The sequence below is a fragment of the Bradyrhizobium sp. 190 genome (assembly GCF_023073415.1).
Classification (GTDB): domain Bacteria; phylum Pseudomonadota; class Alphaproteobacteria; order Rhizobiales; family Xanthobacteraceae; genus Bradyrhizobium.
The window spans coordinates 249,601-271,829 of sequence record NZ_JADPJL010000008.1 but is presented as its reverse complement, the minus strand read 5'-3'; the positions used below and the strand labels follow the sequence as shown (position 1 = coordinate 271,829).

General features: G+C 62.7%; 18 protein-coding genes. 6 read left to right on the top strand and 12 right to left on the bottom strand.

Annotation, left to right across the window (positions count from 1 at the left end):
• Positions 1-28: 28 nt before the first annotated feature.
• Genes IVB22_RS05040 through rfaD form a run of 4 tightly spaced genes read right to left on the bottom strand, consistent with a single transcriptional unit; the run spans position 29 to position 5,096 of the window.
• Positions 29-1,315 (bottom strand): O-antigen ligase family protein, encoded by a 1,287-nt coding sequence (locus IVB22_RS05040; RefSeq protein ID WP_374207492.1) that lies wholly within the window; start codon positions 1,313-1,315, stop codon positions 29-31.
• 26 nt (positions 1,316-1,341) lie between these two features.
• Positions 1,342-2,631 (bottom strand): O-antigen ligase, encoded by a 1,290-nt coding sequence (locus IVB22_RS05035; protein ID WP_247516204.1) that lies wholly within the window; start codon positions 2,629-2,631, stop codon positions 1,342-1,344.
• Positions 2,628-4,100: a D-glycero-beta-D-manno-heptose-7-phosphate kinase gene (rfaE1, locus tag IVB22_RS05030; RefSeq protein WP_247516203.1), complete on the bottom strand. Its 1,473-nt coding sequence runs from the start codon at positions 4,098-4,100 to the stop codon at positions 2,628-2,630. Before rfaE1 ends, IVB22_RS05035 begins: the two co-directional genes overlap by 4 nt.
• A gap of 18 nt (positions 4,101-4,118) precedes the next feature.
• Positions 4,119-5,096 (bottom strand): ADP-glyceromanno-heptose 6-epimerase, encoded by a 978-nt coding sequence (gene rfaD / locus IVB22_RS05025; protein ID WP_247516202.1) that lies wholly within the window; start codon positions 5,094-5,096, stop codon positions 4,119-4,121.
• A 168-nt stretch (positions 5,097-5,264) separates the two neighbouring features.
• Between rfaD and waaF the strand changes: the two genes are divergently transcribed.
• Both waaF and IVB22_RS05015 read left to right on the top strand, forming a co-directional pair.
• Positions 5,265-6,323 carry a lipopolysaccharide heptosyltransferase II gene (waaF, locus tag IVB22_RS05020; RefSeq protein ID WP_374207467.1) on the top strand — a complete coding sequence of 353 codons (1,059 nt, stop codon included), beginning with the start codon at positions 5,265-5,267 and terminating at the stop codon, positions 6,321-6,323.
• Between the two features lie 157 nt (positions 6,324-6,480).
• Positions 6,481-7,074: a D-sedoheptulose 7-phosphate isomerase gene (locus IVB22_RS05015; protein WP_247516200.1), complete on the top strand. Its 594-nt coding sequence runs from the start codon at positions 6,481-6,483 to the stop codon at positions 7,072-7,074.
• Between the two features lie 61 nt (positions 7,075-7,135).
• Here IVB22_RS05015 and IVB22_RS05010 read toward each other — a convergent pair whose 3' ends face one another.
• Positions 7,136-8,194: a glycosyltransferase family 4 protein gene (locus IVB22_RS05010; protein WP_247516199.1), complete on the bottom strand. Its 1,059-nt coding sequence runs from the start codon at positions 8,192-8,194 to the stop codon at positions 7,136-7,138.
• Positions 8,195-8,365: 171 nt separating this feature from the next.
• Here IVB22_RS05010 and galE point away from each other — a divergent pair, with 171 nt between their 5' ends.
• The 3 genes from galE to IVB22_RS04995 all read left to right on the top strand — a co-directional run bounded on the left by galE (position 8,366) and on the right by IVB22_RS04995 (position 12,048).
• A complete protein-coding gene (gene galE, locus IVB22_RS05005; protein WP_247516198.1) occupies positions 8,366-9,379 on the top strand; it encodes a UDP-glucose 4-epimerase GalE in 1,014 nt (337 codons plus the stop codon).
• 103 nt (positions 9,380-9,482) lie between these two features.
• Entirely contained in the window at positions 9,483-11,303 is a 1,821-nt protein-coding gene (locus IVB22_RS05000) for an ABC transporter ATP-binding protein (protein ID WP_247516197.1), read from the top strand.
• 43 nt (positions 11,304-11,346) lie between these two features.
• Positions 11,347-12,048, top strand: coding sequence for a fumarylacetoacetate hydrolase family protein (locus IVB22_RS04995; protein ID WP_247516196.1), 702 nt, complete (start codon positions 11,347-11,349; stop codon positions 12,046-12,048).
• Positions 12,049-12,149: 101 nt separating this feature from the next.
• Here IVB22_RS04995 and IVB22_RS04990 read toward each other — a convergent pair whose 3' ends face one another.
• Complete coding sequence (locus tag IVB22_RS04990) at positions 12,150-13,139, bottom strand: fatty acid desaturase (protein ID WP_247516945.1); 990 nt, start codon at positions 13,137-13,139, stop codon at positions 12,150-12,152.
• Positions 13,140-13,615: 476 nt separating this feature from the next.
• On the opposite strand from IVB22_RS04990, the gene IVB22_RS04985 reads away from it, so the two are divergent.
• Positions 13,616-13,930 (top strand): EthD family reductase, encoded by a 315-nt coding sequence (locus IVB22_RS04985; protein ID WP_108513257.1) that lies wholly within the window; start codon positions 13,616-13,618, stop codon positions 13,928-13,930.
• An 852-nt stretch (positions 13,931-14,782) separates the two neighbouring features.
• Here IVB22_RS04985 and IVB22_RS04980 read toward each other — a convergent pair.
• From IVB22_RS04980 to IVB22_RS04955, 6 genes are all read right to left on the bottom strand, one after another.
• Positions 14,783-14,935, bottom strand: coding sequence for a hypothetical protein (locus tag IVB22_RS04980; RefSeq protein WP_212421236.1), 153 nt, complete (start codon positions 14,933-14,935; stop codon positions 14,783-14,785).
• 159 nt (positions 14,936-15,094) lie between these two features.
• Complete coding sequence (locus IVB22_RS04975; RefSeq protein ID WP_247516195.1) at positions 15,095-16,555, bottom strand: NAD(P)/FAD-dependent oxidoreductase; 1,461 nt, start codon at positions 16,553-16,555, stop codon at positions 15,095-15,097.
• Between the two features lie 264 nt (positions 16,556-16,819).
• Positions 16,820-17,773 (bottom strand): phosphatase PAP2 family protein, encoded by a 954-nt coding sequence (locus tag IVB22_RS04970; RefSeq protein ID WP_247516194.1) that lies wholly within the window; start codon positions 17,771-17,773, stop codon positions 16,820-16,822.
• A 220-nt stretch (positions 17,774-17,993) separates the two neighbouring features.
• Positions 17,994-19,424 (bottom strand): adenosylhomocysteinase, encoded by a 1,431-nt coding sequence (gene ahcY / locus IVB22_RS04965; RefSeq protein WP_247516193.1) that lies wholly within the window; start codon positions 19,422-19,424, stop codon positions 17,994-17,996.
• A gap of 90 nt (positions 19,425-19,514) precedes the next feature.
• Positions 19,515-20,711: a methionine adenosyltransferase gene (metK, locus tag IVB22_RS04960; protein ID WP_247516192.1), complete on the bottom strand. Its 1,197-nt coding sequence runs from the start codon at positions 20,709-20,711 to the stop codon at positions 19,515-19,517.
• 57 nt (positions 20,712-20,768) lie between these two features.
• Positions 20,769-22,121 (bottom strand): hypothetical protein, encoded by a 1,353-nt coding sequence (locus tag IVB22_RS04955; RefSeq protein ID WP_247516944.1) that lies wholly within the window; start codon positions 22,119-22,121, stop codon positions 20,769-20,771.
• Positions 22,122-22,229: the final 108 nt, after the last annotated feature.

The window sequence follows — 22,229 nt, the reverse complement described above, 5'->3', positions numbered from 1 at the left end:
ATCTTATCTGCGGCGCGCATGCCAGCGATCATGGCCGGCCTGTTCCGGAACATTCCGCAGCCTCTGACCTGGCGCGCAGCACCATGCCTCCGGCAACACCGACGCCCAGCACATACATCCATCCCTCGTGAAAATCGAACAGATGCGAGTTGAACAGCGAACTGAACATGTTCTGCAGCACCACCATCAGCCCGATCCAGGCCGCCAACCCCTCGCCGCGAAACAGCGCGAAATGCGAAAGCCACATCGCGTACAGGATCACGACCCCGGTCGCGCCCCACTGGACCGCGACGTTGAGGGTCTGGTTATGCGGGTTCCCGATCACCTGCGCCTGCGCCAGCACTGCGGGACCGGTCGCCGCCGCCTCGAACAGCCGCCGCGTCGATCCAGTGCCGTGGCCGATGACGGGCGCCTCGGCAAAGAACCGCAACGACTTCTCCCAGAATTCGAGCCGCAGCCCGACCGATGTCGGCTGATTGAATTCCTTGTAGACTCGGTAATCCCGCATGAACTTGTCCGTCGTCGCCTGCAGTTGAGGCGACACCGTCCAGGCCAGCGCACCTAATACGACGGCGGCGACGAACAGCATGACGTTGGTTCGCCATTTCAGGTGCGCCATCGCGAACACGGCGAGCATCACGGGCAGCGTCACCAGTGCCGTGCGCGACACGACGACGAACACCATGTTGACGACAAAGTTCGCCGCGACGAGCGTCAGCAACAGCGCTTGCCGGATTTTCCCTTGTCGCAGCAGCGTGATGATGGGGAACGCAAGCACGACCGTGCACAACAGGAATTCCTGGCTCTGGTCGATATAGTTCTTGACGAAGATGCCGTGCCCTTGCGGCTCGTCGGGAGCCTTCAGTGAGAGGCTGGGATCAATCGCAACCATCCAGGACGCGACAGTCAGCAGCGTGCAGGACGCCAGGAACGCGATGAACACCCACATGCCGCGCGTCGAGCGCTCGAAATGATAGAACAGGAACGGCAATACGAGCAGCTTCGTCGCAGGGCTCAAGGCATAAGTGCGCGCGCTCCAGGGCGCGTCCGACCACAGGGTCCCCATTGCGGCCAATGCCACGAGTGCAATCGGAAGCAGACAGATCGGGCGCTTCAACGAATACAGGAACGGCCGCAATTCCAGCGTGGCGGCAAGGGCGGCAAGCCAGAGCAGCATGCCGATGCCGACGCCGCTGGTCGACCACGGCAAAAGGACCGCAACCAGGACCGCGATGAGATCGACGTTCCGTATCCGCGCCGCCGGATCGTGCCGGGCGGACAGTGTCGACGAAACCAGCGAGCCGAGCGAGTTCATCGTGTTGCGCAGGCGATCCGCCGCCCTCATCGCGGTATCGCTGGAGCCGCAGGCAGCCCGCGTTGTTTGGCCGCGAGCATCATGCCGCCGGCAACCCCGACGCCCAGCACGTACATCCACCCCTCATGAAAATCGAAGAGGTGTGAGTTGAACAGCGAGGTGAAGATATTCTGCACCACGACAAGCAATCCGATCCAGGCGACGAGGCCCTCGCCGCGAAACAGCAGCAGATGCACCAGCCACATCGCGTACAACAGGACGACCCCGATCATACCCCACTGCACCGCGATATTCAACGTCTGGTTGTGCGGATTACTGATAATATCGCCATTGGGCGATTCGGTGTAACCATTCGCTGCCCGCTCGAAGAGCCCACGGAGCGAGCCCGTCCCGTGGCCGATGAACGGCGCCTCCGAAAAGAATCGCAGGGACTTTTCCCAGAATTCGAGCCGCAGCCCGATCGACGTCACCGTTTGTTCAGTCTTGTAGAGCTGATAATCTTTCAGCAATCTCTTGGGCCCCCAACGCAAGTCAGTAGTGGTAACCCAAAGCACGCCCACCAACGCGATCATCACGCCAATAAGGATCAGGCTGGTTCGCCGTTTCAGGTGAAGCAGCGCAAACACGCCCACCATGATCGGCATCGTAACGATGGCCGTCCGCGAAACGGTCACGAACGCCATGTTGACGAGAAAGCCGAGGGAGACCGCGGCCAGCGCCAGCGCCTGCCACATCCTGTTCGATCGCATCAGGATGATAACCGGATAGGCCAGCGCCACCGCGCACAGCGCAAACTCCTGGCTCTGGTCGATGTAATTTTTGACAAAAATGCCGCGGTCCGCCGCGCCGTTCGGCTTGAGTGAAAGACTGGGGTCGATCAAGACGATCCACGACATCACCATCAGCAGCGCGCAGGACACCAGGAATGCGACGAAGACCCACATCCCGCGCGACGAGCGTTCGAAATGATAGAACAGGGCCGGCAGCACCAGGAGCTTGAGGGTGGGACTGATGGCGTAAAGCCGCGCGGCCCACGCCGCGTCCGACCAGAGCGTGCCGAGGAGAGCGAGGCCAACCACCGCGAACGGCAAATAGCAGATCGGCTGTTTCAGCAATCGCCCGTAGGCCCGCCAGTCCATCACCCACGCCACGGCGCCGAGCCAGCACGGCACGAAGATCGCCACCAGTGACGTCGACCAGGGCAGCGAGAACGCGGCCAGAATCGCAAAGACGTCCGCAATGGTCGTCCACAGCGCCCGGTCTCGCCCGTATCGCCGCGCCAGGGACATCGGCGGAGGAGCCGTCACAGCGGTCACGCCTTACCTCCCCGCGCACGGTCGACCAGCGACGTCGTGCTGTGGCCCGGCAGAATGTCGACGAGCAGGACCTCGCCGCCGGCAGCCTCGACGATCTCGTGGCCGACGACCTGCTCGCGGGTGTAATCGCCGCCCTTGACCAGCACGCTCGGCCTTACTTTCGCGATCAGGTCGATCGGCGTGTCTTCCTCGAAGATCGCGACCAGATCGACCGCCTCCAGCGCCGCCAGCACTTCGGCGCGCGCGCTTTCATCCTGAACCGGGCGTCCCTCGCCCTTCAATCGTTTCACCGAGGCATCGCTGTTGAGACCGACGATCAGCTGGTCGCAGGCGCGGCGCGCCGCCGTCAGCACCTTGACGTGGCCGGGATGCAGGAAGTCGAAGCAACCATTGGTGAAGCCGATGCGCAGCCCCTGCCGGCGCCAGTCTGAGAGATGCACGTCGAGATCGCCGCCTGCCAGCACGATCTTCTCTTCGGCCGCCAGCGACGCATGCGGCAGGATCTTCCGCCGCAGCTCCGCCGGCGTCACGGTAGCGGTGCCCTTCTTGCCGACCGCAACCGCCGCCGCCGCATTCGCCATCCGCAGCGCCGTCTCCCAGTCGGCCCCGGCCGCAAGCGTCAGCGCCAGCACGGCGGCCACCGTGTCGCCCGCGCCCGAAACGTCGCGCACCTTGACCGGCAACGCCGGCACGTGGATCGCCTCGCCGCCGCGAGCCACCAGCGTCATGCCGTGTTCGCTCTGCGTCACCAGCATCGCCTCGCAATCGGCGAGAACCATTGCGTCCTGCGCCGCGGCTGCAATGTTCAGGTCGGTATCGGCGCGGCTGCGGGTGGCTTCGGCAAATTCCTTGCGGTTGGGCGTCAGCAGCGTGGCGCCACGATAGATCGCGAAATTGGCGCTCTTGGGATCGACGATCACGCGCTTGCCGAGCTTCCTGGCGGCATCGATGATGTTGCGGATGACGCGCGCCGTCAGCACGCCCTTGGCATAATCGGACAGCAGCACGATATCGGCGCGCGGCACGAGCGGCAGGATCGCGTCGATCAGCCGCTGCTCGACATCGGCCGAGGCCGGAACGGCCTGCTCCCAATCCGCGCGCAGCATGTGGGTGGAAAAATGCTCGGAGACGAAGCGCACCTTGCGCGTCGTCGGGCGGGAGGAATCCGTGACCAGCACGGCCTCGATCAGCTTCTCCCCTGCCAGATCGGACTTCAGCTTCGCGCCCGCCTCGTCCTCGCCGACTAGGCCGGCAAAGATGCAGCGTGCGCCGAGAGCGGCGATGTTGCGCGCGACATTGCCGGCGCCGCCGACATTGGTTTCGCTGCGCTGGACCGCGATGACGGGCGCCGGCGCCTCCGGCGAAACGCGTGACACCTCGCCATAGACGAATTCGTCGAGCATGAGGTCGCCGACGCAGAGCACGGTCTGACGCGGGATCGCCTGGCTGAGGGCTTCAAAATCGAACATCTGTCCACCTGGTACCCATCAGCGAAAGCGATCGGTGCGATCGAGAAAGCCCTTCACGTAACGCTCGACCGCGTCTTCCAGCGCGGTGAAGCCGCCATTGTATCCGGCGCGCAGCAGCCGATCGACTTCGCTCTGGGTGAAGTATTGATAGCTGTCGCGGATCTGGTCGGGCATGTCGATATACTGGATGTTCGGCTGAGCGCCGAGCGCCGCATAGGCCGACAGCATCAGGTCGCGAAAGCTGCGCGCGGTGCCGGTGCCGACATTGAAGATGCCGCTGACGCCTGATGTCGCCAGCAACCACATCGTCACGCGCACGACATCGTCGACATAGATGAAGTCGCGGCGCTGGTCGCCGTCGGCGATGCCTTCGCGGTGCGACTTGAACAATTGCACAGGGCGCCCGGCCTTGACGTCGTCGAAGCGCCGCGCCAGCACGCTCATCATCGTGCCCTTGTGATATTCGTTGGGTCCGAACACGTTGAAGAACTTCAATCCGGCCCATTGCGGGGGCAGCCGTTCGCCGCGCGCGGCGCGTTCGGCCACCGCCATGTCGAACAGGTGCTTGCTCCAGCCGTAGAGGTTCATCGGCCGCAGCTTCTTCAGGGCGTCGATGGATTGGTCGTCGCTAAAACCGGCGCTGCCGTCGCCATAGGTCGCCGCCGAGGACGCGTAGATCAGCGGCGTGGCGTTCGCCGTGCACCAGTCCAGCAGCCGCATCGACAGCCGGAAATTGGTCTCGATCACCAGATCGCCGTCGGTCGCCGTGGTCTCGGAGATGGCGCCGAGATGGATGACGGCCTCCAGCCTGCGGCCCTTCAGCCAGTCCATCAGTTCTGAGGGCGGCACGAAATCGGCGAGCCGGCGCTGGGCCAGGTTGCGCCATTTGCCGTCCTGGCCGAGCACGTCGCACACGGCCACGTCCCGGCCGGCGTCATTCAACGCAGCCACGACGTTCGACCCGATAAAACCGGCGCCCCCGGTCACCAGCAACATGCCATCCCCTGCCACGATTGTTCGGCAAACCTTTGCCCCAGTCCTGCCTAGCAGGCAACTTGGCTTCTTTACGGTGGCAAAGGCGGATCGCTCGACTTTACCTGTCCTTGCGGAGCGGTTACCTCCGGTCCCGGAATCGCCCGTGGGCGTCGAACATAAGATATGAATATGAATTCACTTAGTGGGATCGAGATGGAGGATGCCGCCGACACGCGGCCGATCCTGATCGTGCCCTATATGTGGATCGGCGATTTCGTCCGGGGTCACACGGTCGTCCGCGTCCTCAAGCAGCGCTGGCCTAACCGGCCGGTCGATTTGCTGGTGACCTCCCTGTGCGCGCCCCTGGTCGATTACATGCCGGGTGTTCGCGCCGGGATCGTCTGGGATCTGCCCCGCAGCCGGCTTGCGCTGGCCAAACAACGGGGTCTCGCATCCGAACTGCGCGCCCGGGGTTATGGAACCGCCCTCGTGCTGCCCCGCACCTGGAAGGCAGCGATTGCCCCTGTGCTGGCCGGCATCCCCGAGCGGGTGGGCTTTTTCGGCGAGGCTCGATTTGGGCTGATCAACCGGATGCGCTGGGGCGAAAAGGCCCTGCCCCGCTTCATCGACAAGAATGCCGCGCTGGCGCTGCCGGCCGGCGCGCCGCTACCGCCGGAATGGCCCGTGCCGCAACTTGTCGTGCCGCCGGAGCAAATCGCGCGCTGGCGGCAGGCCAACGACCTCGGCACTGGTCCCGCGGTGGCGCTGGCCCCTGGGTCGGTCGGCGCCTCCAAGCGCTGGACCTATTACCCCGGCGCAGCACGGCTCCTGGTCGAGCGCGGGCTCGACGTCTGGGTGGTCGGCGGCCCCGGCGAGAAGGCGCTGGCGCAGGAGATCGTCGCCGCCGGCGGCAACAAGGTCCGCGACCTCACCGGGTCAGACCTGCGCAACGGCATCCTGGCGATGGCGGCGGCCGGCGTCGCCATCTCGAACGATTCCGGCCTGATGCATATCGCGGCGGCGATCGGCACGCCGACCATGGGCATTTTCGGCCCCACCAGCCCCTATCTCTGGGCGCCGCTGAACGGGCTCGCGGCGACGGTGCTTCAGACCAAGTCCGTGCTGCCCTGCCAGCCCTGCCAACGCACCGTCTGCACCATGAACGATCACCGCTGCATGCGCGACATCGACCCTTCCTACGTAGCCGAGGTCGCGCAGCGCCTGCTGGTTACTCAGCCGAGGACCTGATCGGTTCTGAATCGCGGCGATTGCGTTCGCTTCCGCATCGAGGCTGCATCACTGCAGCACACGCTCCCGCGCACGCCCTGCATTGACGATTGCCAAGCTTGCGCCACCGCTCAGCTGTCTCTACCAAGGATGACAATTGCAACCCCGTCGGTGCGTCTTGAGCCAGGACATTATCGCAAACCATCTCCAACAGTCGCTGGCCGCGCTTGAGCGTGCGGCGCAGGATGCGGCGTTGCTTGCCACCGCGCACAAGGTCGCTGCGGTGATCATCGGTGCGCTGCGCTCCGGCAACAGGCTGCTCATCATCGGCAATGGCGGTAGCGCCGCGGATGCCCAGCATATCGCTGCCGAAATCATGGGCCGGTACAAGAAAGAGCGATCCGCCTATGCCGCAGTGGCTTTGACCACAGATACGTCCGCGCTGACCGCGATTGGCAACGACTACAGCTTCGAGCGGGTGTTCGCGCGTCAGATCGAAGGCCTGGGCATGCGCGGCGACGTATTGATGGCCCTGTCCACCTCGGGCCGTTCGCCGAACATTCTGGCGGCGCTGCGCACGGCACGCGAACGCGGTCTCGTAACTATCGGATTCACCGGGAGCAACGGCGAAGCGTTGCGCACAGCCTGCGATCATTTGCTGGTCGTGCCGAGCGACGACACGCCGGTCATCCAGCAAGTCTATATGGCGTTCGCCCACGGTATCTGCGACGAGATCGAACAGGGCATGATGCGCGAGGCCGTCAAAGAATGATCGGGGTACGGCGACCGCTTCGCTCAACCACGACGGAGACGGCGCAGCGCGCGCTGATGGCTCAGATGAGCGTGCGATAAACCACGGCGATCGCGTTCGCCTCGGCATCGAGGCTGAATCTCTGCAGCACACGCTCTCGCGCCCGCTCGCCCATCGCGATTGCCGATGCCGGATCGCGCATCAACGGCTCCAGTGCGGCGACCAGCGCCTCAGTATCCCCCGGCGGCGTCAGCACGCCGGTCACGCCATCCTCGACCACGAATTCGGCTGCGCCCGCGCGCGACGCCACCAGCGCCGCACCTGCGGACATCGCCTCGATCAGCGTCAGCCCGAAGCCCTCGTTGCGCGAGGTAAAGGCGTAGATCGTCAGCCGCTGATACCAGCGCTGCACGTCCTCGATCGCGAGCTCGCCCGTGATGACGATGCGCGATTGCAGCCCGGCGGCTTCGATTTGCTTTTTCAGACCGTTGGCAAAGCCCTCCTGCTCCGGCACCACCGCGCCGACGATGATTGCGGTGAAATCGGGATAACGCGGCAGCAGCCGGCACATCGCCGCGACGAAGACATCAGTACCCTTTTGCGCGCGCACCCGGCCGAAGCAGCCGATCGCGTAACGCCCCGGCAGTTTGGCTTCCGCAAACGCCGCCGCGCGATCGGCCGGCGGTGCATACGCGTCGGTATCGACGCCATGCATCACGACCGTTGCCTCGCGCTTGAGAAATGACGCCGAGAGCTCGGAAGTGGCGATCATCGCATCCATCTGCCGGATCAGCCAGCGCGTCAGCCGCTTGTGATGCCGCTGTGCGGCCGAGGTGAAGACGAGTTTTAGCGGCCAGCCGAGCGCGCGCAGCAATAGCCCTGCGATCATCTCGTCATTGCGCCGCGCGTGCCAGATCAGCGGCGTGCCGTGGCGCCACAGTTTCAACAGATCCGCAAAACCTATCCGCGCGATGCCGTCGGGCGCGTGCGGCCCGAGCCATGCCGCGCGATACATCTGCGCGAGTTTCGGCGCCACCATCCGGTTGGTTGCCGTGACGCCTGAATAACGCCTGTGCAGATTCGGCACGATCAGTTGCAGATCACTGGCCAAATTGTTCTCGATCGGCACGTCCGGCTCCATTTCGACCAGTTCCTATACGCAACATTAAGCATAGTGGCCAGTTCGCCGGCGCCGAAACGCACTCTTCACCGCAGCCCCGCTAGCATCGCCGTCAGTAGAGCGCGACCAGCATAAAGTGGAAACCGGTTTTGCGTCCGGGCGCGCTCCCAATTCAAAAGCGAGAGGTGGCCCATGACCGTGCTCGTCACCGGTGGCGCCGGCTATATCGGAAGTCACATGGTTCACGCGCTGGCGGAAGCCGGCGAAAGCGTCGTCGTGATCGACAATCTGTCCACCGGATTCTCCGCCTTCCTGCCGGAAGGCGTGCCGCTGTTCATCGGCGACGCCGGCGATGAAAACCTCGTCGAAGGCGTGATCGCCCAGCACGAAATCGAGAGCATCATTCATTTCGCGGGCTCCATCGTGGTGCCGGACTCGTTGCGCGATCCGCTCGGCTATTACCGCAACAACACCATGACGACCCGCAGCCTGTTGAATGCCGCGGTGAAGGGCGGCGTCAACCGCTTCATCTTTTCGTCGACGGCTGCCGTCTACGGCAATCCGGACCAGGTGCCGGTGCCGGAACATGCGCCGACGCGGCCAGCGTCGCCATACGGCTCCTCCAAGCTGATGACGGAAATCATGCTGCACGATGTGGCTTCCGCGCACGGCATGAACTATGTCGTGCTGCGCTACTTCAACGTCGCCGGCGCCGATCCGCAGGGCCGCTGCGGCCTCGCCACCGTTGGGGCTACGCATCTGCTCAAGATCGCGGTCGAAGCCGCCACCGGGCAGCGCGCCAAGGTCGACGTGTTCGGCACTGATTATCCGACGCCGGATGGAAGCTGCATCCGCGACTTCATCCATGTCAGCGATCTCGCGCAGGCTCATCGCGCCGCGCTGGCCTATTTGCGCGGGGCGAGAGGCTCGATCACGTTGAACTGCGGTTACGGCCGCGGCTATTCGGTGCTCGAGACTATCGAGGCCGTCCGCCGCGTCTCCGGGCGCAATTTCGCGGTTTCATATGCGCCGCGCCGCCCCGGCGACATCATGACCATGGTCGCCGATGTCAGCCGTATTCACGCGACGCTGGACTGGACGCCGCAATACGACAATCTCGAGACCATCGCCGCCCATGCACTGGCCTGGGAAGAGAAGCTGTTCCGCGACCGCGGCGGCCTTCCGCAGCATGCGGAATCTGCCTGAAATCAAGCGCTTATTGGGCTTGAAAAAGCCCCGCCAAGCAGGCAAGGAGTCAACCGCAGCAGCCCTGACGCGCCGGTCTACCGGCCCCGTCAATGGAACGCGGATGACCGAACTTCCAAGCAAACCGACCCGAAAAATCACCGACGATCCCTATGGCGCGGCGATCCTGATTCGCCGCCTCGTCATGGAACAGGGCTTCGTCTATTGGCGGCGCTATCTGACCGCGTTCGCGCTGATGGCCGTGTCCGCCAGTGCCACCGCGGGCTCCGCCTATATCCTGGGCCAGGTGATCAATCAGGCCTATATCGACAAGAACGTCGTCGGCATCGCCATTCTCTCCGGCGTCACGGTGGTGCTGCTGTTCATCAAGGGTCTGGCGACCTACGGCCACACCGTGATCCTGTCGAAGATCAGCAACGCCATTCTCGCCAACAACCAGCGGCGGCTATTTGCCAAGCTGATGAGCGAAAGCATCGGATTCTATTCGGCGCGGCATTCGTCCGAATTCCTGGCGCGGCTGACATCGGGCGCAAAATCCATCACCGACGTGCTGACGCTACTCATCAACGCGGTCGGACGCGACGTGCTGCTGCTGGTCAGTCTGATATTCGTGATGGTGTCGCAGGATCCGATTCTGTCGTTTATCGGCCTCGTGGTGGTGCCGCCGGCGATGCTGATCCTGCGCAAGCTGGTGAAGCGCATCAAGGGCCTCGCCCACAACCAGTTCACCGGCAGCGCCGACATCATGGAGACCATGCAGGAATCGCTGCAGGGCATCCGCACGGTGAAGGCGTTCACGCTGGAAGCGACCATGCAGCAGCGCATCGACGAGAATATCGCGATCGTCGAGCGCAACGCCAACAAGATGGCGCGCGTCTCCAATCGCTCCAACCCGCTGATGGAAATGCTCGGCGGCTTTGCGGTCGCCGGCTGCCTGCTCTATGGCGGCTACAGCGTGGTCGCGCTCGGCGCCACGCCCGGACAATTTTTCTCCTTCATGACCGCGTTCCTGCTGGCGACCGAACCGGCCAAGCGGCTGGCGCGGCTCAACATCGATCTCAACAGCCAGTTGGTCGGCGCGCGCATGCTGCTCGAGATCGTCGACAGCCCGGCGAGCGAGCCCGCCGATAATGACAAGCCGGCGCTCAAACTCTCGAACGCGCGGGTCGAATTCCGCGACGTCAATTTCGCCTATCGGCCGAATGAGCCTGTGCTGAAGGCCATGAGCTTCGTCGCCGAACCCGGCAAGACCACCGCTTTGGTCGGCCCCTCCGGCGGCGGCAAATCCACAGTGCTGGCGCTCTTGCTGCGGCTCTACGAGGTGACCGACGGTGAGGTCCTGATCGACGGCCAGAAGATATCGACCGTATCGCGGCATTCGCTGCGCGCCCAGACCGGCTATGTCGGGCAGGACGTTTACCTGTTCCGCGACACGATCGGCGCTAACATCGCCTTCGGCAAGGCGGACGCCACGCAGGACGAGATCGTGGCAGCGGCGAAAGCCGCCTGCGCGCATGACTTCATCATGGGCTTTCCGCTCGGCTACGATACGCCCGTCGGCGAGCACGGCACACAGCTATCCGGCGGCCAGCGCCAGCGCATCGCGGTGGCGCGGGCGCTGATCAAGAATGCGCCGATCATCCTGCTCGATGAAGCCACCGCGGCGCTGGATTCGGAATCCGAAAAAGCCGTGCAGGAGGCGATCGACCATCTCTGCCAGAACCGCACCACCATCGTGATCGCCCACCGCCTGCACACCATCATGCACGCCGACGCCATTTTGGTCGTCGAGGGCGGCGAGATCGTCGAGCGCGGCCTGCATGACGATTTGCTGCGGCGCGGCGGCCGCTACGCCTCGTTCTTCCGCCTGCAACAGCGCGACGCCGGCCATCCCAGTCTGGCGCCGGTCAGCGCAAGCGCGTAGAGCTATTCCCGAATTTCCAACTGTAACCTATCGAGACCTTTTCATGAACGCAGCCTCCTACGTCATATCAGCAGCCCCGCAGCCCTCGCTTCCTGTCGTCGGCGAGACCGGCTCTTATCCCGTCCGCCGCATCTGGTGTGTCGGGCGCAACTATCTCGAGCACATCCGCGAGATGGGCAATGACGAGCGCGCGCCGCCGTTCTTCTTCGCCAAGCACGCCGACATGCTGGTGCAAGATGGCGCCACGGTCCCCTACCCGCCGCTGACCAAGGATCTGCATCACGAGGTCGAGTTGATCGTCGCGATGAAGAGCGGCGGCCTGAACATTCCCGCCGACAAGGCGCTCGACCATGTCTACGGCTATGCCGTCGGCATCGACCTCACCCGCCGCGACCTGCAGCTCGCCTCGCGCAAGAAGGAACGGCCGTGGGAAGTCGGAAAATCCTTCGACTATTCCGCGCCCTGCTCCGCGATCCAGCCCGCCGCCAAGATCGGCCATCCCGCCAACGGCAAGATCTGGCTGACGGTCAACGGCAAGGAAACCCAGAAGGGTGATCTGACCGAACTGATCTGGAGCGTGCCTGAAATCATCTGGCAGCTTTCGCAGCAGGTAAAACTCGCCGCCGGCGACATCATCATGACGGGCACCCCGGCCGGCGTCTCCCAGCTCAACCCCGGGGACAAGATCGAGTGCGGCGTCGACGGGGTCGGCACGCTGAAGGTTTCGATCGGCAAGCCGGAATAGGCGGCGCGAGAATTCCAAAAAAAAAGCCCCGGACCATATCCGGGGCTTTTTTCATTGCGGCTGCGGTATCGCTTCGCTCCACCCTACGCGGTCCGCGACCGCTATCGCGCTGCTTCCTGAAAGTCCCGGGCCCTGATTTCCTGGAACGACACCAGGCGGCGCTGCGCCTCGTCCCATAACACAAGCCGTACACACTGAAAGCTCTGCAGGAGCGTGATGCGACCGACGTCGCGCAGTTCAGGGTAGTCGCGCAGCACGCGCGGCAGCCGGTAATAGGGAATACGACTGCTGAGGTGATGCACATGGTGAACGCCGATGTTGGCCGTGAACCAGCGTAGCAGCGCCGGCAGGTCGTAATGCGAGCTGCCGTGCAGCGCGGATTGATGCAGGTTCCAGCTCTCGTCGCGCTCCCAGGTCGTGTGCTCGAATTGATGCTGCACGTAGAACAGCCATACGCCGGCCGTGCCGGCGAGGAGCGTAATCGGAAGATGCACGAGCAGGAACGCCTTGATGCCGATAAACCATGTGAGCACCGCGACGATGACGGCAATCGCGAGATTGGTTGCCATTGTACTGGCCCAGGGCTGCCAACCGCTGCGCATGAGGCCGACAGGGAGCCTCTGTTGCAAAAGAAACAGATAGGCCGGCCCGACCCCGAACATGATCAGCGGGTGGCGGTAAAGGCGGTATTTCAGACGACCCCACCAGGAAAGGGCGCGGTATTCGCGCACTGTCAGCGTATCGAGATCGCCGATACCGCGGCGGTCCAGGTTGCCGGTGGTGGCATGGTGAATCGCATGCGAGCGGCGCCAGCAGTCGTAGGGCGTGAGCGTGAGCACGCCAATGACGCGGCCGACCCAGTCGTTCGCCAGACGGCCGGCAAAAAAGGTGCCGTGACCGCAGTCGTGCTGGATCATGAACAGGCGTACGAGAAAGCCGGCGGCCGGAATCGCGATAAGGAATGAAGCCCAGGCATGGCCAAGGGAGAACGTGAACCAGGCAGCCGTCCACAACATGATGAGCGGCAAAGCGGTGATCGCCAACTCGGCAACGCTGCGCAGCCGATTTGGGGTGCTGTAGTTGCCCAATATGCGCTTCCAACGCCGAGCATCGAGGACGTCATCGCCGCCATCGGCAGGCTGATTGAAGCCAAGGCCGTCTTGCCTGTTAGAGCACTGCACAGCTCTCTGATGCACAAAGATATCCTCTTCTGACAGCGCACGTAAGTTCGAGGCACCGAGGGATCGGCACCTTCGTCGGTTGATCGATTTTTGGGGAAGGGTCTGAAACGTACGCGCCCGTCAGTGGCAAGGCAAAGCGGCCCAGCCGTTCGGCCAAGTGTCGATTTCCCGACATATGGACACGAATTCGGGTGACGTCAAGGACTGCAACTCCACGTTACCAGTGTTCCCTTTGGTCATTCTGGACGTGAGCACGATGGCGAATAACGCCCGCTTTGCCCCCGGTCATCGGGCACCCGCCGCCCTCTGGTTGCCAGATCCGCAAAACTGCCGCAGATTTTGGATATTGCCGGTTAAACGGCGAACGTCAGATCGGAGAGCACACCATGATCAAGGTAAGCGTAATGTATCCCAATACGCCCGGCGGGCGCTTCGATCACGATTACTACCGCGACAAGCATATGCCCCTCGTGAAGGCCCGCATGGGCGATGCGTGCAAGTCCTACACGGTCGACAAGGGCATGGCCGGCGGAGCCCCCGGCGCTCCCGCAACCTATGTCGGAATGTGTCACATCTTCTGCGACTCGGTCGAGGCCTTCCAGGCCGGCTTCGGGCCTCATGCCAAGGAGATCATGGCAGACATCCCGAACTATACCGACCAGTCTCCGGTCATCCAGATCAGCGAAGTCGTCGTAGGCTGACGGTGTAGCTGCAGCAGCCGTAGGGTGGGCAAAGGAGCGTAGCGACGTGCCCACCATCTATCCGCAACAATCGTCGTGAATGGTGGGCACGCTGTCGCTTTGCCCACCCTACGGCGTGTGGACTGATTTGCCTTCCGCGCAAGCGCAATCTCGATGTGCAACTGCGACCAATTGGCACGACGGGCAAATCAGTCAAAACCTGTCCAGCCCTTCCCGCAAAAATATTCCGCTTAACTTATCGAGCAAATCATCTGCATAACTCCGCCCGTCTCACGGCAGATGAGGGACGCTCGCGATCGTCACGAACGTGCGGTGAGATGCGATGGACGCTGAGGGCGCGATAGACGTACACGCCGGAAGCGTACGGCGAAGTCGTGTGGTTCGGGCGCCGCGGTGCTGGCGTTAAGTTTCACAAGTTACCTCGTGGAGCGACGGTGGCAAGAAAGCCGTTCACCGGGGAGAGCTCGAAGTAAGCCGTAAAGCCATTGCGCAGGGAAGGCCGGAATGCTCTCGCTGCCCTGTATGCTCGTGTGCACTTTTGTTTGCGCAAATCGCACGCGAGACCGCGGGTGCAGCAAGCACCCGGTCTTCCCTGCGCCCTCTATTTCGAAGAGGGCCAATGAAGATGCAAACCTCGGGCAATCAGCGCCGCGAGATCGCGAATGTGTGTCTATCGTAGGATGGGTGGAGCGCAGCGATACCCATCGCCACGTGCACCGGCATTGATGGGTATCGCTTCGCTCCACCCATCCTACAGGACCTCGCAATGACGCGGAGAAGCCGCAGCGTACTGGATACCCGCATGCGCGGGATATGACGGCCTTGGTAGCCGAGAATCGAGAGACGGAAGCCTCAGCTCCGCAGCGCCTGCAGCCCCTTGAAGGTCAGCCGCTTGGGGTCCCTCACGCCGGCCAGATAGAACTTGCGGATGAAGGCGGCTGCGGCCTCGCGGTCGCAATCGGTCAGCGCCACGATGGCATCGACGGCTATTCGCTGGGCGTCCATGGGCTTCCTCGTGCTGTCAGGTGCCACAAGCCAAACAGCGTGGGGCACGCCGGTTAATCCGGCGTTAACCGTGAGGACATGTTGAACGATTCGCCGGCAACCACGTATACGCGAAACAGCGCATGGGGCGTCGGGACGCACCTCGCGCGGCGGAACCGCTCACGAATACTGCATCACCCCGTCGTCGACCTTGCCGTAGCGCAGCGTGACGATGTCGAGCGCGTAGTTCTGATACAGCCGCCACGGCCGCTTCGAACCCTGCTTGGGCAGTTTGGCGATCGAACGCTGCACGTAGCCGGAGGAAAAATCCAGCGACGGCAGTTCGGTGACGTCAGGATCGACATTATGCGGCATGCACTGCTTGTAGCCGTTGCGGTCCATGTAGTTGATGAGACGGCAGACATATTCGCAGGTCAGATCGCATTTCAGCGTCCACGACGCATTGGTGTAGCCGAACGCCGAGGCCATGTTCGGAATGTCCGAATACATCATGCCCTTGTAGTTCAGCGTTCGCGCGAAATCGACCGTGCGGCCGTCGACGCTGACTTCAAGCCCGCCGAGCACCTGCAGGTTCAGCCCGGTCGCGGTAATGATGATGTCGGCCTCGAGCTCGCTGCCATCCCTGAGCTTGATGCCGCCCTTGGTAAAGGTGTCGATCTCGTTGGTGACGACGGAGGCGCGCTTGTCGCGGATCGACTTGAACAGGTCGCCGTCGGGCACCAGACAGAGCCGCTGCTCCCAGGGATTATAGCGCGGCGTAAAGTGCTTGCCGACGTCGTATTCCGGCCCCAGCGCCATCTTGACGCCGCCGAGGATCAACTGCTTGGCACGGTCGGGCTTGCGGCGGCAGAGCTGGAAGAAATACATGCCGAACAGCACGTTGCGCCAGCGGATCATGTGATAGGCGAGTTTGGCGGAGAGATTGCGGCGCAGCTTGTTGGCGAGCGCATCCTCCGCCGGCCGCGCGACGACGTAAGTCGGCGAGCGCTGCAGCATGGTGACATGCGCCGCGGTCTTGGCCATCTCCGGCACCAGCGTCACGGCGGTCGCGCCCGAACCGATCACCACCACCCGCTTGCCGGCATAGTCGAGATCCCCAGGCCATTTCTGCGGATGCACGATCTGGCCGGCGAAGTCGGCTGTGCCCGAAAACTCCGGCGTGTAGCCTTCCTCGTATTTGTAATAGCCCGAGCACATGAACAGGAAATTGCAGGTGAAGCTGACGGTCTCGGTCGCACCCTCGCCCACCATGCGTTCGGCCTCAACGGTCCAGCGCGCATCCGGCGACGACCACGACGCGCGCTTGACGCGGTGGTGGAAGCGGATCTTCCTGTCGATGCCGTTGTCGACCGCGGTCTCGCAGACGTAATTCAGAATCCGCGGCCCGTCCGCGATCGCCTTCGGCTCGGTCCACGGTTTGAACGAATAGCCAAGCGTATACATGTCCGAGTCGGAGCGGATGCCGGGATAGCGAAACAGATCCCAGGTGCCGCCGATACAATCGCGTCCCTCCAGGATCACGTAGCTCTTGCCCGGGCATTTCTCCTGCAGGTGATAGCCCGCGCCGATGCCGGACAGGCCGGCGCCGACGATGAGGACGTCGAAATGTTCGTTCTGCATGGCGGTCTCCGAAAGCTCGATTGTCCGACCGCTGTCGCGGTCAGTCAATCGGCTGGAGGAGAGAAAAAGGCTATCCTCAACCTTGCGTCAGGACGCTGCCGGCAGTTCGCCAACTCGCTTGCGGCAATATTCCGCGCCGAGATAAATCAGGAGTGCGAATACCGGAAGGACGAACAGCGGTCCGACAGGCGCGTGCGAGCGCGAAGAATCGGATCGCAGAGCATGAAGGCATTTCGGTGCTATCGGGTCGATCAGACGCGGACACTACCCGAGCCCAGATGCAATCTTCGATCGTCCGAGGCTCAAAGTCGTCTCGGCCCTAGACGGCCAGAGAGCTCTTGCGAGCAAGTAGGCCGTCACCCAAATCGCAGCCCCAACTGGCAGGTCCACCATGTAGTGTCCGCCAATGGGTATTGTCGACACGATCACCAGAGCGTTCCACAGGAGCGAAATGAGTAGGAGCCAGCGATGCTCGACATAGGCAAACGCGGTCATAAGAGCAAGGCAACAATGAAACGACGGAAACGTAACTACCCCCTGTAGGCTCGACATTGAAATGGTTGGCGCAACTGCATGACGGTAGTATTCGAACTTCGGCAGATGATAAACGCCCGCACCCGACGGTAGGCCGTTAAGCACTTCTGCGGGATACGCAAAGTGAGCAAAAGCGCCCATTGCGGGAAAGAATACAGAGAGCGTGGCGCAGCCGACCGCTGTGAACGCGAAAACAAATGCGAGCTGCCAAAGCGGCCTCATATGTCGTGTCCAGCCAAGAAACACGACTGACGCGAACAAGATCGGGAACGAACTGACATACGCAAGGCCTAGCAGGCCGGCAAAGGTCGTCGAATTCGCAATGGCAACAACGATGGAGCGGGTATCAAGCAACAAGGAAGCATCAAACGCAGCCAGGTTTGCGTCGACGAGCGGTGCGCCCATGCGGAGCCCCGCGAGACTAATGATGCCTGCGGCGGCTGCGGATAGCATGACGACCGCCAACACGCCGCAAACGTTACGAATTATCGGTTCGGGTCGCCACCTGCCATATATAATGTAGGCGGCGATCGAGAACCCCATAATCAGCAAAGGCGCTCCCAAACTTTGGACGTCGACCCCGACGCTCCCCGCAATCAACAGATAGGCTGCAAAAACTGCTGAGGCCCCGCAAATCAGCCACGCACCAATCTCAAGGGAAGCGTTCTGATTATCAAACTGCACTTTTGTTGTCCTACAACCTAAATGCAGCTCTATTGGCAAGGCTTTCCTAACAAAATCCTAATCGGTCGAAGAATTGTACCGACGCAACCTCATTGTGACCGTCTTTTCCAATGCCCTATGTCTTCGTCCCGGGATCGGAACATAAGTCAGTTGAGCAGCTTCGTCACAAAAACAAAGGCCCCGCATCGCTGCGGGGCCTTGTCGGGTGCCGGTGTCGCACTCAGTACCGGTAATGATCCGCCTTGAACGGACCTTCCGGCTTGACCCCGATGTACTCGGCCTGGTCCTTGCGCAGCTCGGTCAGCTTGACGCCGATCTTGGCGAGGTGCAGGCGGGCGACCTTCTCGTCCAGCGACTTCGGCAGCACGTAGACCTTCTTCTCGTACTTGCCGTCCTTGTTGTTGGCCCAGAGCTCGATCTGCGCCAGCGTCTGGTTGGTGAACGACGCCGACATCACGAAGGACGGATGGCCCATGGCATTGCCGAGATTCACTAGGCGGCCTTCCGACAGCAGGATGATGCGGTGCTTGTCGGGGAATTCGATCTCGTCGACCTGCGGTTTGATGTTGGTCCACTTCAGGTTACGAAGGCCCGCGATCTGGATCTCGTTGTCGAAGTGGCCGATGTTGCAGACGATGGCGCGATCCTTCATCGCGCGCATGTGGTCGATGGTGATGATGTCCTTGTTGCCGGTCGCGGTGACGAAGATGTCGGCACGGGGCGCGGCGTCTTCCATGGTCACGACTTCATAGCCTTCCATCGCCGCCTGCAGCGCGCAGATCGGATCGACTTCGGAGACCATGACGCGGCAGCCGGCCTGGCGCAGCGAGGCGGCCGAGCCCTTGCCGACGTCGCCGAAGCCCGCGACCATCGCGGTCTTGCCGGACATCATGACGTCGGTGCCGCGACGGATGCCGTCGACCAGCGATTCACGGCAACCATAGAGGTTGTCGAACTTCGACTTGGTGACGCTGTCGTTGACGTTGATGGCGGGGAACAGCAGCTTGCCTTCCTTCTCCATATTGTAGAGCCGGTGCACACCCGTGGTGGTCTCTTCGGAAACGCCTTTGATGTTCTTGGCGATCTCGGCGAAATAACCCTTGGGCTTCTCCTTCAGGAGCTTCTTGATCAGCGCAAAGAAGACTTCCTCTTCTTCCGACTCCGGCTTGTCGAGGAACTTGACGTCGCCGTTCTCGGCGCGCAGGCCGTGATGCACCAGCATGGTGGCGTCGCCGCCGTCATCGAGGATCATGTTGGGCGTGCCGCCGCCGTGCCAGTCGAACAGCTTTGCGGTGTAGTCCCAGTACTCGGCGAGCGTTTCGCCCTTCACCGCGAACACCGGAATGCCGGCGGCGGCGATTGCCGCTGCCGCATGGTCCTGCGTCGAATAGATGTTGCACGACACCCAGCGGATGTCGGCGCCGAGCGCAGCCAGCGTCTCGATCAGCACGGCGGTCTGGATCGTCATGTGCAGGGAGCCTGCGATGCGGGCGCCCTTCAACGGTTGCTTCGGGCCGTATTCCTCGCGCGTCGCCATCAGGCCGGGCATTTCAGTCTCGGCCAGCGAGATTTCCTTGCGGCCGAATTCGGCGAGCGAGATGTCCTTGACGACGTAGTCGGTGAAGGCGGGCTTCTTGGCGGCAGCGGTCATGCGGTTGATCCCTTAAAAAGCGTATTCCGAAAAGCGCTTTCAGCTTTCCGGAACACGCGAGGCGAAAACGGACAAGAGTTACGGAGAAAGTCAGACCGCGCGCTTGAGCGGTTCGACCAGATCGGTCTTCTCCCAGGAGAAGCCGCCTTCATTGTCGGGCGTGCGGCCGAAATGGCCGTAGGCCGAGGTACGCGCGTAGATCGGCCGGTTGAGATCGAGATGGGTGCGGATGCCGCGTGGCGTCAAATCCATCGCCTTCGCAGCCGCCTTCTCGAGTTGGTCCTCCGGCACCTTTCCGGTGCCGTGGGTGTCGATATAGATCGACAGCGGCCGCGCCACACCGATCGCGTAAGCAAGTTGCAGCGTGCAGCGGTCGGCGAGACCGGCGGCAACGATGTTCTTGGCGACGTAGCGCGCGGCATAGGCCGCGGAACGGTCGACCTTGGTCGGGTCCTTACCGGAGAACGCACCGCCGCCATGGGGAGCCGCACCACCATAGGTGTCGACGATGATCTTGCGGCCGGTCAGGCCGGCGTCGCCGTCGGGTCCGCCGATGAAGAACTTGCCGGTCGGATTGATGTGCCAGATGGTCTTGCCGTTGATCCATTCCTTCGGCAGCGCCTCGCGGACGTAGGGCTCGACGATGTCACGAATCTGATTGGAGGTCAGGTCCTCGACCAGATGCTGGTGCGAGACCACGATCTCGCGCACGCCGACAGGCTTGCCGTTCTCGTATTGCACGGTGACCTGGCTCTTGGAGTCCGGTCCCAGCACTTTCTCGCGACCGGAGTGGCGCGCTTCCGAAATCAAACGCAGGATCTTGTGGGCGTAGAAAATCGGCGCCGGCATCAGGTCCGGCGTCTCGTTGGTGGCGTAACCGAACATGATGCCCTGGTCGCCCGCGCCCTCTTCCTTCTTCTCGCCCGGCTGCAGCGCATCGACGCCCTGCGCGATGTCGGCCGACTGCGGATGCAGCAGGATCTCGATGTCGGCTTTCTCCCAGTGGAAGCCCTCCTGCTCGTAACCGATGTCCTTGATCGCCTCGCGAACAACGCTCTCGATCTGCTCGTTGGTGACGGACGCTGGACCGCGCGTTTCGCCGGCAATCACCACCTTGTTGGTGGTGGCGAGCGTTTCGCAGGCCGCGCGGATCTGCCAGGGATCGATGCCGGCCTTCGGCCCTTCCCGGTAGAACAGGTCGACGATCTCGTCGGAAATCCGGTCGCAAACCTTGTCCGGATGACCCTCGGAAACCGACTCGCTGGTGAACAAATAAGACGCGCGCATCAACAACCCCTTGTTCGCGCCGGATGCCGGCGGCTGTGTGTGATCTATCCCGGAATGTCAGTCGCGACGGCGCGAAATGACGTAGGATTCGTCGTAAAACCAAAGCCCATTATGCTTGCGCAGAACCTCTCTGGTGGCATCGAGGGTTCGGCTGTTTTCAGTCATTTCCGTCAACCGGTCGTCTTCGATCTGGGCGACATACACCGCCGCATTCCACGCTGCAAAAGCCGTCGAGGTTCCGATCTGGCCGGTGACCTCGTTGGGCAGCGCTTCCATATCATAACGGAAGATGGAACGGTTATCGGCGTAGGCATTAAAGTTAAGGTCGCGCCCGGCCGATCCCAGCTCGTATTTCACCGCGCGCAATAGCTCATGACGGCTCACCGCGAAAGGATTTTCTCCCGGCCAGACCGACTGGATGATTTCCAGGCCCGGATCCTCCCCGTGGGAGTGAATTCCAATCAGCCGGCCCCCGGCCCGCAGCGCCCGGGCCAGCGGAGCAATGATCCGCTTGGCGCGGAAATTCACAGAGGATTTCGCCCGATAGGGCTGGGAGGCGATCACCAGGTCGAAATTGGCCTCGGTCCGGCCCGCCCGGGGGATGATCGAATCAAGCAGGAACCGGTGGTCTTCCCGGTATACGACCAGCGCCACCGGGCGTTCATAGATCGGCATGCCCGATTTGGGGCTGATATTGGCCCGCCAGTTTTGTTCCAGAAACGGGCCCAATTCGGCGATTTGGACCTCGAATTCGCCCGAGGAGGCCCCCCGCAGGGCGACCTCGTGCCAGATCATTCCGGCGGCGGCCGTGGGCGAGGCCGGCGTCAGCCAGGGTGCCTCGGCATAATGCATGTTGGTCAGGACGACGACGGTCGCCGGGTGCTCGAACAGCCGGTCCGGCACCTTGTCGAGCGTCAGCCGGACGTCCTCCAGGCTCAGCTCCTTGCCGGCGATATAGAACGGCATATGGGGAAAGCGGCCGTGCATCGAGCGCATCACCCGCGCCAGCACCGTGCCATCGCCGACGCCGGCGTCGAATACCCGCAGCGCTGGCGGCCGCGGATGCAGGCTGGCGAGCTCCAGCCCCACCCGCTCGGCGATCACCCGCTTCTCGCTGCAGGTATGCACGAACAGCAGGTATTTCTGGCGGTTCTCGAAGAAGCGGAAATTGCCTCTGGGATCGCGCTTCTCCGGCGGTACTTCGAGGCCCCGCGGCGGCGGCAGCGCGCCGGTGGACGCCGCGATATAGGCCTGGATGCGGTCCAGCGTGTCGATCGTGATGCGCTTGCCCTCGCGCAGCCGGTGCACCAGCTTGCCGTCGTTGACCGTCCGGCGGCCAAACGTCGTCTCCGCCATGTCGGCTTGGCGGCAGAACTCGGTGATCTGGCTGAGAATCTGGTCGTTCTTCATCGGGTGAGGGTTTTGGGAAATGCCAGTGGGCAGCGCCGGGTGACGCCGACGTCCTACCACGATCTGCCCAACAAAGGAAACCCCCGCCGCTGGCGACCGGCATACATC